This window comes from Pseudofrankia inefficax (genome assembly GCF_000166135.1).
In the GTDB taxonomy this organism is placed as follows: Bacteria; Actinomycetota; Actinomycetes; order Frankiales; family Frankiaceae; genus Pseudofrankia; species Pseudofrankia inefficax.
Genome location: NC_014666.1, coordinates 4,783,246 through 4,797,472, shown reverse-complemented (window position 1 = coordinate 4,797,472; position 14,227 = coordinate 4,783,246). Strand labels below are relative to the sequence as shown.

The window sequence follows — 14,227 nt, the reverse complement described above, 5'->3', positions numbered from 1 at the left end:
GTCACTGACATACTCGTCGAAGGAAGTCAGCCATGCGTGTCTTCGTCACCGGTGCCTCCGGCTGGATCGGCTCCGCCGTCACCGACGAGCTCCTCGCCAACGGCTACAAGGTCGTCGGCCTCGCCCGCTCCGACGACGCGGCCGCCGCGTTGGAGGCGAAGGGGGCTCACGTGCACCGCGGGAGCCTCACCGACCCCGACGGCCTGGCCGCGGCGGCCGCGGCCAGCGACGGCGTCGTCCATCTCGCCTTCAACCACGACTTCTCCGACTACGCCGGCGCCGGCCGGACCGAACACGCCGCCGTCGCGCGGATGCTCGACGCGCTCGCCGGCAGCGACCGGCCGTTCCTGCTCGCCTCCGGGGTGGCCTCGCCAGGTATGGGCCGGCCGCTGACCGAGGAGGACCCGTCGCCGTTCCACGGCGCCGACTCGCTGCGAGGCGGCAGCGAGAACCTCGCCCTCGAAGCAGCCGGCCGCGGTGTCCGCCCGGTGGCGCTGCGTTTCTCGCCGACCGTGCACGGCATGGGTGACCACGGGTTCACCTCGGTCCTGGCGAAGATCGCCAAGGAGCACGGCGTCGCCGGCTACATCGGTGACGGCTCGACCCGCTGGGCGGCCGTGCACCGCTCCGACGCGGCCCGCCTGGTCCGCCTCGCGCTGGAGAAGGCGCCGGCGGGTGCGCGGGTGCACGCGGTGGCCGAGACCGGACTGCCCTCCCGCGACATCGCCGCCGCCCTCGGCGACTACCTGGGCCTGCCGACCGGCTCGGTCGCACCGGCGGACGCCGACGCCCACTTCGGCTGGATCGCGCGCTTCTTCGGCCTGGACGTGGCCGCGTCGAACGACCGCACCCGCGAGCTGCTCGGCTGGACGCCCACCGGCCCGACGCTGTTCGAGGACATCGCCGCCGGGGCCTACGCGCTGCCGGACTGACCGGCCTCCCGCGCGGTGCTCGGCCGGCGGCGGGCCGCGGTCCTGGGGCGGCGGCCGGTCCGGGCCCGCCGCGGGCCGGCCGGTGGCGCGACGGACCAGGTACCGGGAGGACAATCCGACCATGGCGACGATTCACAACACGACGCTGGTTCCGTCCAAGCTGGACCTGCTGACGGCCTGGCTTCCCAGCCAGCCGTGGTATCTCGACGCCGGCCAGGCCCCGCGCCTGACCAAGGTGGGCGGCTTCCGGCTCGACGACCCGGCCGGCGAGGTCGGGATCGAGTTCATGCTCGCCACGGACCTGGCCGGCGGCAGACCGGTGACCTACCACGTGCCCATGACCTACCGCGGGACCCCGCCCACAGGCTCGGAGGCCGGCCTCATCGGGACCACCGAGCACGGGGTGCTCGGAACCAGGTACGTCTACGACGCGACGCACGACTGGGTCTTCACCACCCAGCTCATCGCCCTGCTGCAGGGCCAGGCCGTACCGCAGGCGCAGAGCCTCTCCGACACCCCGGACCCGTCGGTGCGCAGCACACCGGTCCTCCCCGGCGCGGACCTCGTCGTGTCCGCGTGCACGCTGGCCAGCAACGGACCGGACGGGACGAGGATGCGGATCTCGACCTCCGGGGCCGGCGGGGCGGGGGCGGCCCTCGTCGTGCGGATCGCCCGCGCCCTCCCGGCCCGCCCCGCCGTCGTGGACGAACGGGCCGGCCACGTCCAGGCCGTCTGGCGCCAGCCCGACGGCACCGAGTCGACCGGCCTCCTCGTCACCGCGACCCGAGCCGGCGACTAGGGCTGGTTCCCACGAGCTCCCACGGTCCGCTCGCCGTCCGCGTCCCCACGATCGCGGTTTCGGCCCGCCGGTGGTCGTCGCCGGGCCTGTTTCGTAGCCACCCGAGGGCGTGGTCGGCGATCAAGGTGGCGGCCAGCCGCCGACGGTCGCGGCGGCGGGCCGCCGTCAGCCGGAGCCGCCGGCGCGGCGGCGGGGGAGCACCGCGGAACCGGCCTGGCCTGCCGTGACCCGCTCTGGCCTGGCGTGGCCTGGCGGGCGGTCACGTGCCCGGCAGGCCGATGGTCGCGACGGCGAGCAGGCCGCCGAGAGCGGCGCCGAACAGGTAGGAGATCCTCCGGTCCTCCTGGAGGCTCGCCCGCACCCCGATCAGCGCGGAGAAGACGAGGCTCAGCACGAACCCGTCGAGCGCGAGCGAGGTGGACTGCCGAAGGACCAGGAACGCGGAGAACCCGACGACCGTCGTCAGCGCGAACGTCACCCGGGGCGAGCCCGCCGACGCGGCCCTGGCCAGCGGCTGGCGAAGGTTCTTCACGAGGTACGTGACGACGATCAGCGGGATCAGGGTCACGGCGGCCGTCCGGGCACCCAGCGAGACGTTGTCGTTGAACGCGTGCACCACGTAGTACGTGGAGAGCCCGAGGAGCACCGTGTTGACGAGGACTTCGAGGGCTGGGTACATGAGCTGACTGATAAAAACGTCAGCCCAGTTCTCCTGATTGGACATGCTCTCACCCGGACTTTACGTCGCCAGCCCTGCCCACCGGTTCCGGAGGATATCATCAGTCCACGGCCTTAAGCTGCCGGTTCTCGGAAACGGTGCCGTTGGCGTACGGGTCGGCCCCGTGGCGGCGTGTCCTTTGCGGCGGGTGGCCGGAATTGTTACGGGACGGCCAGAGGCCGGGCGAGAAATGGCATTGGCGCGGGTCGCGGCCTGTTGACGATTTCGGGACGGATCGGGCTTTCGCCGTCGTTTGTCCGCTCCCGGGCCCGTCCGCTCCCGCTCGCCGATCCCGGCCGCCCACTCGGTCCGCCGACGCGACCCGCGACCGCCGTCGCCCCCGAGCTCGGGCAGGTTTCGCGGGCCGCGCCGCCGGCGGCCACGTCCGGCCGCCGGTCGCCCTCCGGGGACGTTGCTAGCGGCGGGCCTTGTAGGTGAGGCAGTCGACGCCGTTGCTCTGGAACCCGACAGTGATTCCCTGCGCGTGACAGGTCAGATTCTCGTTGTGCGAACAGTCGGAGACCTTACAGGCGCCGACCCGGCCGGTCTCGGCCGGATTGCCGCCCTTCATCGGGGCCACGTGAAACGTGTCGCAATGCGCCACCATGGCGCCCGTGTCGCCGACGGTGATCGCCGGGGCGTGGCAGGCCTTCTCGCGGTTGTAGGCGCAGGCGTCGACGGCGCATTTCGTAATCATCGGTAGCTGCATGGGATCTCCCTCGGTCGGCGTCGCGTTCCAGAAAGCATCGCGGGTCCGCCCCGCCAGCATTTCCTAGAAGCTGCCGGGCGCGCCGTCAAGGCGAAGGCCCTGTGCTGGAATCCCGAATGCCGCCGCATAGCCGAGATATTTCCACAGATTGGGGCGGGCACCGCCGGCGGAAAATCCCTGAACACCGGTGAGGTAAGGCTATCCTTATGCGGGGAGGAATTGCGCGCACGTCGACCTTGAGCCGCCGGGGCGAAAGCCAGGGCGCGGGAGCCCGGCGCGTCTTTGGCTGGTAGCGGCCAGGGCGGCGGGGCCGGCCGGGCGGGGACCCGACCGCGGTTCGGTACGGTCCGGTCGCCGCGGGGCGAAGGGGCGTGGCTCCACGGGGCCGGCCACCGAGGCGGGTCGGCGGGGATCCGCGAATGGAAAGATTTGGCGTAACGCGACGCACAGGGTCGGGACCTAAGATCGCGGCACGACGAGGATGTCGGCGCGGAACCCGCGGGCCGGCCGGCGGTGGGAGGTCTGCGCTGATCACGCTCGTGCTGATCGGGATCGTCGGCGGGATCATCACCGGCATCTCGCCCTGTGTCCTGCCGGTGCTGCCGGTCGTCTTCCTCGCCGGCGGGGTCCAGGACACCCGATCCCGCCGGGCCGCGCCCGCGTCCGGTCACGCCGCGCCCGCGGCGGGCGAGGCTGTACCCCGAGCCGATCAGGCAGCGGCCGCGCCCAGCCAGGCTGTATCCGCACCTGGTGAGGCTGTGCCTGGACCGGGTCGGCGGGGCCGGGTGGAGCGGCGGGCGAGTCGTCGTCCGTACCTCGTGGTCGCGGGGCTCGCGGTGAGCTTCAGTGCCTTCACCCTCCTGGGCACGCTGGTGCTCAGCGTTCTGCCGCTGCCGACGGACATCGTGCGCTGGGCCGGTCTGGTCGCGCTCGTGCTGCTCGGGGTCGCGATGATGTTCCCTTCGGTCCAGCACCTGTTGGAACGGCCCTTCGCCCGCATCGGCCAACGTCAGGTCAGCGGCGAGCACGGCGGATTCGTCCTCGGCCTGGCGCTCGGGGCCGTCTACGTGCCGTGCGCCGGCCCGGTGCTCGCGGCGATCACCGTCGCCGGCGCGACGGGCCGGATCGGGCTGGGCACGGTCGCGCTCACCGTGGCCTTCGCCTGCGGGACCGCGCTGCCGCTGCTCGGCTTCGCGCTGGCCGGTCGCGGGGTCGCCGAGCGGGTTCGCGCCTTCCGGGACCGCGAACGCGGCGTGCGCCTCGTCGCCGGCGCGGTGATGATCGCGCTGGCCGTGGCGCTCACGTTCAATGTCACCGACGCGTTGCAGCGCACCGTTCCGGACTACACCGCCAGCCTGAACAAGGATCTCGACAGCGCCGGCGTCTCGGCGGCGCTCGGGTCCGACCAGGCCGCGGGGCTCACGGCCTGTGCGCAGGAGCCCCGGCCGGTCCCGCAGAACTGCGGCAAGGCACCGGCCATCTCGGGAATCCAACAATGGCTGAACACCCCGGACGGCGCCCCGGTGACCGCGGCCGACCTCGCCGGAAAGGTCGTGCTGGTCGACTTCTGGGCCTACTCCTGCATCAACTGCCAGCGCGCCATTCCGCACGTGCAGGCGTGGTATTCCGCGTACAAGGCCGCCGGCCTGGTCGTGATCGGCGTGCACACCCCGGAGTACGCCTTCGAACACGTCCCCGCGAACGTGGCGGCCGGAGCGAGAAGGCTGCACATCACCTACCCGGTCGCCGTGGACAACGGGTACACGACCTGGAACAACTTCGGTAACGACTCCTGGCCCGCCGAATACCTCATCGACGCGACCGGCCAGGTGCGGCATGTCGCCATCGGCGAGGGGGACTACTCCACCACCGAGTCGCTGATCCGCCAGCTCCTGACCGCCGCGCACCCAGCCGTCACGCTGCCCGCGAGCACCGACGTCGCCGACACCACGCCCGACGACCCGGACCAGACGCCGGAGACCTATCTCGGCGCGGAGCGGGTGACGAACGGCGTCCAGGAACCACTGGGTTCGGGCCGGCGAACCTTCAGCTATCCGCAGGCCCTCCCGGAGGACGCGTTCGCGCTCACGGGAACCTGGACCGTCGGCGAGGAAGCCCTCACCGCCGAGGAGAACGCCGGCATCGAGCTGAGCTTCTTCGCCTCGGCGGCCTATCTCGACGTCGGCGGGACCGGCACGATCACCGCGACCCTGGACGGGAAGACCACCACGTACCAGGTCTCGGGCGCTCCCAACATCTACACGCTGGCCGACCGGCCGTCCCCCGGACGCGACACCCTGACGGTCACCCTGTCGCCAGGCCTGACCGCCTATTCCTTCACCTTCGGCTAGCAGCGTCTCGGCCAGCGGCGCCCACGCGCGGTCAGCTCGCTCCGAGCCCCCGACATGATCACCGTTTAGGCCCTCAGGCGGCTGTGACAAGGCCCGATTCGCGACCACCTCAGGGCGAAGACGGCGATCATTCCGCTGGGCTGACCTAGGCGGCCACGGCACTGGCAGCACTGGGAGCGAAGAAACCGACGCGGTCGACCTTCGCGGCCATCCAGGACAGGTGCCGGTGGGATCATCCACCTGTGGACGCGTGGGCCGGAGACGAGATGCTGGCCGTCCTGCCGGGCCAGGTGACCCTGTCGGACCGGCGATCCCGGCGCAGTTGGCCGGTCCAGCTCGCGCCGTACCAGCTTGGCGCCGTGCCGGTCACGCAGGCCCGATACGCCCAGGTCACCGGCCAGCGGCCGAGCACCACGCGAGGCGATCAGCTGCCGGTCGAGAACGTCTCCTGGTGGGACGCGGTCCGGTTCTGCAACCTGCTGTCCCAGCGTGCGGGGCTGGCGCCCGCGTACCGCCTCGACGCCGATCTCGAGAGCGTCGAATGGGACGCGTCCGCCGATGGATACCGGCTGCCGACGGAGGCCGAGTGGGAGCACGCCTGCCGCGCGGGCACGGCCGGTCCACGGTATGGACAGCTCGACGAGATCGCTTGGTATCGAGGAAACTCGCGCGAGCGGATCCACGAGGTGGGAGGCAAACAGCCCAACCCGTGGGGCCTCTTCGACCTGCTGGGCAACGTCTGGGAGTGGTGCTGGGACGTGTACGACGCCGAGGTCTACGGTGCCTACCGGGTGCTCCGCGGTGGCGGCTGGTTTGACGAGCACTGGAGCTGCCGGGCCTCGGTACGCCGCCGAAGTCACCCGACCTTCCGGATCGACGATGTCGGGTTCCGGGTCGCGCGCTCCGCGTAGGAGGGACTACCGGACCGCGGTCGCGTAGCGGTCGGCGGTGCCGGTCATCAGGCCGAGCCCGGCCTGGCCGGGGAGCCGGTCGATCAGGGCGTCGATGCGGCTCGCCTCGCGCCGCCCGGACTCCCCGTCCAGCAGATGCCCGAGCACGAACGCCGTCTCCTCGGCGGGCATGACCCCGGAGCCGACCGGGGCCCACTTCCGGCGCAGCGCCCAGCGGGTGACCCGGCGGGCCCGTGCGCTCGCCGCCAGCCTGGTCCTGGCCTCGCTCGCGTAGAAGGCGATGTGCCTGCTCTCCTGGGCCATGATCCGGGTCAGCAGCGCGGTCAGCGCCGGGTGCTGCTCACGCTCGATCAGCCGGGCGTAGCCGGACCGGGTGGTCCATTCGTTCACGGCGCCCACGCTCATGTGCACGGCGACGAAGTCCTCGCCGACGGCGGCGGCCGCGGCCGCGGTGAGCATCGCCTTCAGCCCCTCGAAGCGTCCCTGGCGCGCGCGGACCGCGGCGTTGCGCTCGTCGCCGTGCGGCTCGCCGTGCGCGGCGAGCACCGAGCCGAGCGCCACGCCGTGAGAGTGCTCCTCGTAGTTCCACACGGTGAGGAACGTCGTGATCCGCGGGTCCCGGTGCGACGGCGTCAGAAGCAGGTCGCGCAGGTAGCAGACCGTGTGGCTCTCGACGTCGTGCATGTAGCGCAGGCAGCGCAGGCCCTCGTCGGACAGCGGCCGGCGGGCGAACCGCTCCGCCAGGTCACCCAGGTCGTCGGTACGCACGGGCGCGGCGGTGCGCGCGAAGCTGTCAACGTCGAATGCCATCCGGGGCCACCTTGTCAGTCGCGTGTGTCAGTCGCGTGCGAGCACGCGTATCTCGGGTGGCGAGCGACTCCGGGGCGCCCCAGCGACGCCTCGGCCCCAGCCCGCCGTCACCCGTGATTCGTGGCGACGGTCTGGCGGGATGGGGTCAGGCAGCCGACAGGGGCCGCCGGGACGGGCAGCGGGCCCGTGTACAACGGCCGCGCTCGCCGCCCGTACTCACCAGGGACCTACACCCGGGATAGATACCCGGTGTATAGTGACCTTGTGAGTGTTCCCCTGACGCTGCTGGGCCTGTTGGAGCGCGAGCCGAGCCATGGCTACGACCTCAAGCGGGACTACGACACATTCTTCGGCCGCGGCAAGCCCCTGCCGTACGGCCAGGTCTACTCGACGCTGGGCCGGCTGGCCCGCGACGGCAAGGTCCTCGCCGGCGACGCCGAGCCCGGCGACGGGCCGGAACGCCGCCGCTACGTCATCACCGAGACGGGCGCCACCGAGTTCGAGGCGTGGCTCACCGAGGCGGTGACGCCCGAGCCCAACCTGCAGTCGCTGCTGTTCACCAAGGTCGTGCTGGCCCTGATGCTCGGCCGCGACGCGCACGGCTACCTCGACACCCAGCGCCTGGCCCACCTGCGGCGCATGCGTGAGCTGACCGACCTGCGCCGGACCGGCGAGATCGTCGACGTGCTGCTCGCCGACCACGGCCTCTTCCACCTGGAGGCGGACCTGCGCTGGATCGACGCGACGACGGGCCGCCTGGACCAGCTCGCCGCGAAGGTGCGCGCATGACCGCCCTGATCGAGGCCCGCGACCTGGAGGTCTCCTTCGGTGGGACCCCGGCCCTGCGCGGCGCGAGCCTGACCGTCGAGACCGGCGACGTCGTGGCGATCATGGGGCCGAGCGGCTCCGGCAAGTCCACCCTGTTGCACTGCCTGGGCGGCATCCTCGTGCCCGACGCGGGGGAGGTGTGGGTCGACGGGCAGCGGATCGACTCCCTCGACGAGCAGCGGCGCAGCACCCTGCGGCGCGACACGTTCGGCTTCGTCTTCCAGTTCGGCCAGCTCGTCCCGGAGCTGACCGCCGAGGAGAACGTCGCGCTCCCGCTGCTGCTGGGCGGGCGCAGGCGGGCGGCGGCCCTCGCCGAGGCGAGGCCGTGGTTCGCCCGGCTGGGCCTCGACGGCCTGCACCGGCGCCGTTCCGGCGAGCTCTCGGGTGGCGAGGCACAGCGCGTCGCGCTGGCCCGCGGCCTGGTGACCGGGCCCAGGGTGCTCTTCGCCGACGAGCCGACCGGCGCCCTCGACTCGCTGACCGGCGAGCAGGTGATGGACCTGCTGGTCGACGCGGCACGGGAACAGGGCAGCACGGTCGTCCTGGTCACCCACGAGCCGCGGGTCGCCGCCTACGCCGACCGCCAGGTGATCGTCCGCGACGGCCGGACCAGCCCGCTGACGGTCGAACGGGTCGGCTCGTGATCGCCTTCGCGCTGCGCCTCGCGGTCAGCGGCGGGCGGTCCGCGGTCGGGCGCCTCGTCATGATCGCCGCGGCTGTCGCCGTCGGCGTCGGGCTGCTGCTGTCCACACTCGCCGCCAGCAACGCCGTCGGGCACCAGAACGACCGCCAGATCTGGCTCGACAGCGGCGCCGCGAGCCGGACCGAGACGGCCCCGGTCGACCCGCTCCTGTGGCGGGCGCACACCGACTACTACGACGGCCGGTCGATCGTCGAGGTCGACGTCGCCGCGACCGGACCGACCGCGCCGGTACCGCCCGGCCTGGCCAGGGTGCCCGCGGCCGGTCAGTACTACGCCTCACCGGCGTTGGCCCGGCTGCTGCGCGCGACGCCCGCCGACCAGCTCGGCGACCGGTTCCCCGGCCGCCTCGCCGGGCTGGTCGGCGACGACGCGCTGGCCTCGCCGGACGCGCTGGTCGCCGTGCTGGGCCGCACCCAGGCCGAGGTGAAGGCCGGGCCCGACGCGCGGTCCGTGACCACGCTCGCCCGTACGTTCCCACCCGTCTGCGGCGACGACTGCCCGGCGTCCGGTGTGCGAGGCGACGCGCTGACGCTGATCTTCTCGGTGGTGGCGGCCGCGCTGGTGTTCCCGGTCCTGATGTTCATCGGCTCCGCGACGCGGCTGTCCGCCGCGACCCGCGAGCAGCGGTACGCCGCGATGCGCCTGGTCGGCGCCACGCCGCGCCAGGTCGCGGTGATCTCGACGGTCGAGTCGACGGTGGCCGCCGGGGCTGGTCTCGTCGTCGGCTTCGGCCTCTTCTTCCTCCTGCGCCCGGCCGTGGCCACCGTTCCCTTCACCGGTGACCGGTTCTTCACCGCGGACCTGACCCTGACGGCGCTTCAGGCCGTGGTGGTCGCCCTGGGCGTCCCGGTGGCGGCGGCGGTGGCGGCGCGGGTCGCGCTGCGGCGGGTGACCATCTCCCCGCTCGGCGTGACCCGCCGGGTGACGCCACGTCCGCCCCAGGTCTGGCGGCTGTTCGTTCTCGTGGCCGGGCTCGGTGAGCTCGCGTTCTTCCTCGGCCGGCGGCCGGCGAGCACGAACGGCCAGGCGGCGGCGTATCTCACCGGCTTCCTGCTGGTGATGCTGGGGCTGGTGGTGGCGGGGCCATGGCTCACGATGGCCGCCGCGCGGGCGGGTGCCCGCCGGGCCCGCCGGCCGGCGACGCTGATCGCCGCGCGCCGGCTCGCCGACGACCCGAAGGCCGGCTTCCGCTCGGTCAGCGGCCTGGTCCTCGCCCTGTTCGTGACCACCGCGACGGTGAGCATCATCGGCACCATCAACGCCGATCGCGGCTCGCTGGCCGGTGACGCGCAGACGAGGACCGCGGTGCAGGACGGCTCGCTGTCCGACGCGCCGCTGACCGGCGCGACGCCGGACCGGCTCGTCGCCCAGCTTCGTGCCGTCCCCGGTCTTGCCGGCCTCGCGGTCGTGCACGCCGATCCCGACAAGATCGGGAAGGTGCTGGAGGTCCGTTCGGGCCCGCCGAGCGATCCCGGGACCCCGGTGACCCGGGCCGCTCCTGGCGACCCGCTGCTCGCGGAGGTTCCCACGGTGCCGGATGGCCTGGTGGCGTGCTCGGACCTGGCCCGCCTCGTCGTCATCGGCCACTGCTCGGCCGGGGCGAGCGTCGCGGCCGTCGCGCTGGACGCCTTCCTGAACCTCGAGTCCGCGCCGAACCAGGTGTGGCCGACGGCCCCGATCAGCAGCGCCGCGATCACCAGCCTGCCCGTGCAGATGCTCTACGTCACCACCGACGGGTCGACCGCGGCGATGGAGCGGACCCGGACACTGCTGACGGTCGCATACCCCCAGCAGGAGGTCCGGATGGTCAACGACTGGGCTTCCGAGCAGCAGCGGGTGCTGGCCGGCTGGCGGCAGCTGGCGAACGTGGTGCTGGCGACGACGCTGCCGATCGCCGGCTGCAGCCTCGCGGTGAGCGTGGTCGCCGGCCTGTCGGACCGTCGCCGCCCGTTCGCGATGCTGCGCCTCGCGGGGGCGCCGCTGGCCGTGCTGCGCCGCGTCGTCGGCATGGAGAGCGTGCTGCCGCTGCTCTCGGCGGCGCTGCTCGCGACCGGCGCGGGCTTCGCCGCGTCGGCGATGTTCCTGAGATCGCAGCTGGGCTACGGCCTGGTCCCGCCGGGCGTCACCTACTACGCGTTCGTCGTCGCCGGCCTCGCCCTGTCGCTCGGGATCATCGCGTCGACGCTGCCGCTGCTGACCCGCCTCACCGGTCCCGAGTCGGCCCGCAACGGCTGAGACCGGCGGTCACCTGCGGCGCAGCAGGGCCAGGCACAACGTCAGGCCCGGGCCGAACGCCATCCCGACGGCGGGGGCGCCGACGTCGAGCGTGCCGCGCAGCCGTTCGAGGACGAGCAGCACGGTCGCCGACGAGCAGTTGCCGCGGGTGTCGAGGATCTGGCGGCTCGGGTCGGTCCGCGCCCGGTCCAGCCCGAGCCGCTCCTCGACGACGTCGACGATGCGCGGCCCGCCCGGATGCACCGCCCAGCCCTGGACGTCGGCGAGCCCGAGCGCGAACGGGTCCAGCAACGCCGTCGTCGCCGCCTCGACGTGGGACGCCAGCACGTCGGGGACCTTCGAGGACAGGCCCATCCGGAACCCGTGGTCGGTGACCTCCCAGGTCATCAGGTCCTCGCTGGCCGGGGCGGTCGCGGCCGTGGTGTCGAGGACCTCGAGGCCGGCGGCGTCGGGCATCAGGACGATCGCGGCGGCCGCGTCGCCGAACAGGGCGTGCGCGACGACCTGCTCCAGGTCACGCCCGCCCCCCTCGGGCACCGGCTGGACATGCAGGGAGGTGAGTTCCACGCACAGCACCAGCGCGGGCAGACCGCGGGCCCGGACGAAGTCGGCGGCCGTTCCCATCCCCGGAATGGCCGCGTAGCAGCCCATATGGCCGATCACCAGGCGTCGGGCCCGCTCCGACATGCCCAGCTCACGGGCGAGCTGGATGTCCAGGCCGGGAGTGCTGTAGCCGGTGCACGAGACGACGACGAACAGTCCCACGTCGGCGGCGCTCAGGCCGGCGTCGGCGAGCGCCGCGGTGGCCGCCCGCAGGCCGAGCGGCTGGGCGTCCCGGACGTAGCGGCGCATCCGCGCGCCCGTCGACCAGCCGCTGACGTCCTCGTCGCGCGGGTCAACGACCGCGTGCCGGGTCCGGACCCCGCACCCGAGGAAGATCCGGCGGGCGACCCGGTCACCGCCGCACCGGCGGTCGAAGTACTCGTCCCAGAGGTTCTGCTGGTCGAGGAGCCCGGGGAAGGCGGTCCCGATCCCGGCGATGACGGCGGCCGGGCCGGTGCCCGCGGGCCGCGCCGCGCCCCGAAGCCGCGTCGTCACCACCGGGGCACGTCGGCGTCCGCGTCCGGGTCGCCGCCCAGCGCCGCGAGGCCCAGCCAGTCGGCGCACACATCGGAGGTGGCCGGCTGCAGCGACCCGCACCGGGCGTCGCGGTACAGCCGTTCCAGCGGATGCCCACGCCGGGTGACCGCCGTCCCGCAGGCCTCGACGACGGAGGTCGCGACGTCCTGGGCGGTCTGCCCGGCCAGCAGCTTCGCCCGCCACACCCAGCTGTTCGCCGCCGGGGAGCCGGGATCGGCGTCGACCCGTCGGGCGCACTCGTCGACCACCAGGTCGAGCGCGGCGAGCGCGGCGTCGGCCCGGCCGAACCTGGCCCGCACCGCGGGCAGACCGACCAGGCCGTTCGGCAGTCCGGGCGCGGCGCGGCCGCGGGCGTGCTCGACCCCCGCGTTGAAGGCGGCGCGCCCGACCCCGGCGTAGACGGCCGCGTAGGACGCGACCAGCCACTGCGGCATGATCTGCGCGATCAGCAGGCTCAGGCCCTCCAGGCCGCCGATCAGCGCGTCCGCCGGGACGCGGACGTCGAGGCGCAGGTCATGGCTGCCGGTGCCGCGCATCCCGAGGGTGTCCCAGTTGGGCTCGACGGTCACCCCCGCCCCGGCGGGGACGAGGAAATGGCTGACCTTTCCCGCCGGCTGGCCGTCGCTCTCGCCCGTGGCGTCGCCGGCCGTGGCTTCGTCGGCCGCGCGGGCCGCGACGAAGTAGAGGTCCGCGTGCGAGGCGCCCGAGCAGAACGACTTCAGGCCGGTGATCCGGTAGCCGTCGCCCTCGGGGCGGTAGGAGGTCCGCAGCGCGGACAGCCGGGAGCCCGCGCCCCGTTCGCTCATCGCGACGGCGACGAACGACCCGGCGGCGGCCTGGGCCAGCACCCGGTCGCGCGCGGCGAAGTAGGACTCCGGCGCGCCCATCGCCCGGGCCAGCTCGTCCGGGGTCCCGGCCAGGGCGCCGACGACGGAGGTGTGCATGTTCAGGGCGAGGGCGGTCGAGCCGCTGCCCTCGGCGAGGACGCGGGCGGCGTCGGCCCAGTCGGCGAACGTGCCGCCCAGGCCACCGAGACGCCGGGGTACGAGGAGGCCCAGCAGGCCCGCCGCGCGCAGGTCGTCGAGGTCGGCCGCCGGCAGCTCGCCGAGGCGATCCGCCTCGCCCGCTCGCGCGGCGATCGCCGCGACGACCCCGCGGGCGAGCCCCGCGCCGTCGACCCGCGCGCCGTCGACCAGGCCGTCCAGTTCCACGCTCATCGCCGTCGTCCTCTCGTCACGACCGGGTGCCGACGGCCTGGTAGACGCCCGCGGTCGACCGGATGGGGACCATCCGGACCGAGTCGGCGCGACGCGCCAGCCAACGGGGGTAGTCACGAAACGAGGGACGAAGCCCGCCGACGACGCGCAGGTCGATGCCGGACCGCTTCAGCGCCGCGCCCAGCCGGTCGGGCGAGACCAGCAGCCGGGGGTCGTGCAGGCGCGGCGGCGGACCGCCCGGCAGCCGCTCGGCGATGCGGACCAGGGCGATCCGGCAGAACAGCGTGTCCGCGAGCGTGTCGATCACGACGGTTCCGCCGGGCGCGAGGACCCGCGCGATCGCCGCGCAGGCCGCGTCGAGGTCCTCCAGGTGCTCGAAGAGCTCGCCGGCCACGACACAGGAGAACTGCCCGTCCCGAAAGGGCAGCTGGGTGACGTCCGCCCGGACCGTGGTGACGCCGTGCTCGCGGGCCTGGCGCAGCGCGGCCGACGAGAGATCGACGCCGACATGCCGCCAGCCCGCCAGCTCGCCGGTCAGCACCGGGGCGAGCAGGCCGGCGCCGCAGGCCAGGTCGAGCAACGGAGCGCCCTTGCTCGGGGGCGGCGGGATGAGCCGCGCCCGCGCCTCGGCCAGCCAGTGCAGGGCCGCGAACCGGCCGTGCGTGGGCCACCACTGGTCGGCGAGGTCGTCGTACTGGGCGGGGTCGTTGCGCCGCCGCCGCGGCGGCCGGCCGCCCGGTGGGGCGGACCCTGCTCGGGCCGACTCCGGACCGGTAGGGGGTGCGCGAAACGTCAATCCCGACCGGCCTGTCGACCCGTTCACCCAGCCCCCGGAGAAAAGTGGCAAACCATGACGATCTTCAGTATCGCCCAC

At 73.6% G+C, this 14,227-nt stretch carries 13 protein-coding genes; 7 read left to right on the top strand and 6 right to left on the bottom strand.

Annotation, left to right across the window (positions count from 1 at the left end):
* The first annotated feature begins 32 nt into the window (after positions 1–32).
* Both FRAEUI1C_RS19500 and FRAEUI1C_RS19495 read left to right on the top strand, forming a co-directional pair.
* Positions 33–932 carry an SDR family oxidoreductase gene (locus tag FRAEUI1C_RS19500; protein WP_013425053.1) on the top strand — a complete coding sequence of 300 codons (900 nt, stop codon included), beginning with the start codon at positions 33–35 and terminating at the stop codon, positions 930–932.
* A 121-nt stretch (positions 933–1,053) separates the two neighbouring features.
* The gene (locus FRAEUI1C_RS19495) at positions 1,054–1,731 is read left to right on the top strand and encodes a maltokinase N-terminal cap-like domain-containing protein (protein ID WP_013425052.1); all 678 of its coding nucleotides are present in this window, start codon (positions 1,054–1,056) and stop codon (positions 1,729–1,731) included.
* Positions 1,732–1,990: 259 nt separating this feature from the next.
* Here FRAEUI1C_RS19495 and FRAEUI1C_RS19490 read toward each other — a convergent pair whose 3' ends face one another.
* Together FRAEUI1C_RS19490 and FRAEUI1C_RS19485 are read right to left on the bottom strand one after the other, a co-directional pair.
* Positions 1,991–2,455 carry a hypothetical protein gene (locus FRAEUI1C_RS19490; protein WP_013425051.1) on the bottom strand — a complete coding sequence of 155 codons (465 nt, stop codon included), beginning with the start codon at positions 2,453–2,455 and terminating at the stop codon, positions 1,991–1,993.
* 409 nt (positions 2,456–2,864) lie between these two features.
* Positions 2,865–3,158: a DUF1540 domain-containing protein gene (locus FRAEUI1C_RS19485; RefSeq protein WP_013425050.1), complete on the bottom strand. Its 294-nt coding sequence runs from the start codon at positions 3,156–3,158 to the stop codon at positions 2,865–2,867.
* Between the two features lie 539 nt (positions 3,159–3,697).
* On the opposite strand from FRAEUI1C_RS19485, the gene FRAEUI1C_RS19480 reads away from it, so the two are divergent.
* Positions 3,698–5,509 (top strand): cytochrome c biogenesis protein DipZ, encoded by a 1,812-nt coding sequence (locus FRAEUI1C_RS19480; RefSeq protein ID WP_013425049.1) that lies wholly within the window; start codon positions 3,698–3,700, stop codon positions 5,507–5,509.
* 266 nt (positions 5,510–5,775) lie between these two features.
* Complete coding sequence (locus FRAEUI1C_RS19475) at positions 5,776–6,420, top strand: formylglycine-generating enzyme family protein (protein ID WP_013425048.1); 645 nt, start codon at positions 5,776–5,778, stop codon at positions 6,418–6,420.
* 6 nt (positions 6,421–6,426) lie between these two features.
* Here the strand turns inward: FRAEUI1C_RS19475 and FRAEUI1C_RS19470 are convergent, their stop codons facing one another.
* Positions 6,427–7,230 (bottom strand): hypothetical protein, encoded by an 804-nt coding sequence (locus tag FRAEUI1C_RS19470; protein WP_013425047.1) that lies wholly within the window; start codon positions 7,228–7,230, stop codon positions 6,427–6,429.
* A 264-nt stretch (positions 7,231–7,494) separates the two neighbouring features.
* Here FRAEUI1C_RS19470 and FRAEUI1C_RS19465 point away from each other — a divergent pair, with 264 nt between their 5' ends.
* Genes FRAEUI1C_RS19465 through FRAEUI1C_RS19455 form a run of 3 tightly spaced genes read left to right on the top strand, consistent with a single transcriptional unit; the run spans position 7,495 to position 10,996 of the window.
* Positions 7,495–8,019: a PadR family transcriptional regulator gene (locus FRAEUI1C_RS19465; RefSeq protein WP_041259510.1), complete on the top strand. Its 525-nt coding sequence runs from the start codon at positions 7,495–7,497 to the stop codon at positions 8,017–8,019.
* A complete protein-coding gene (locus FRAEUI1C_RS19460; RefSeq protein ID WP_013425045.1) occupies positions 8,016–8,702 on the top strand; it encodes an ABC transporter ATP-binding protein in 687 nt (228 codons plus the stop codon). Before FRAEUI1C_RS19465 ends, FRAEUI1C_RS19460 begins: the two co-directional genes overlap by 4 nt.
* On the top strand, positions 8,699–10,996 hold the full coding sequence (locus FRAEUI1C_RS19455; RefSeq protein WP_013425044.1) for an FtsX-like permease family protein: 2,298 nt from the start codon (positions 8,699–8,701) through the stop codon (positions 10,994–10,996). Before FRAEUI1C_RS19460 ends, FRAEUI1C_RS19455 begins: the two co-directional genes overlap by 4 nt.
* A 9-nt stretch (positions 10,997–11,005) precedes the next feature.
* Here FRAEUI1C_RS19455 and FRAEUI1C_RS19450 read toward each other — a convergent pair whose 3' ends face one another.
* From FRAEUI1C_RS19450 to FRAEUI1C_RS19440, 3 genes are read right to left on the bottom strand one after another with little or no spacing between them, the layout of a single operon-like run.
* Positions 11,006–12,094: a type III polyketide synthase gene (locus FRAEUI1C_RS19450; protein ID WP_013425043.1), complete on the bottom strand. Its 1,089-nt coding sequence runs from the start codon at positions 12,092–12,094 to the stop codon at positions 11,006–11,008.
* Positions 12,091–13,353, bottom strand: coding sequence for an acyl-CoA dehydrogenase family protein (locus FRAEUI1C_RS19445; protein WP_013425042.1), 1,263 nt, complete (start codon positions 13,351–13,353; stop codon positions 12,091–12,093). The genes FRAEUI1C_RS19450 and FRAEUI1C_RS19445 overlap by 4 nt, the downstream gene beginning before the upstream one ends.
* Positions 13,354–13,369: 16 nt before the next feature.
* Positions 13,370–14,149 (bottom strand): class I SAM-dependent methyltransferase, encoded by a 780-nt coding sequence (locus FRAEUI1C_RS19440; RefSeq protein WP_049806946.1) that lies wholly within the window; start codon positions 14,147–14,149, stop codon positions 13,370–13,372.
* Between the last annotated feature and the right edge of the window lie 78 nt (positions 14,150–14,227).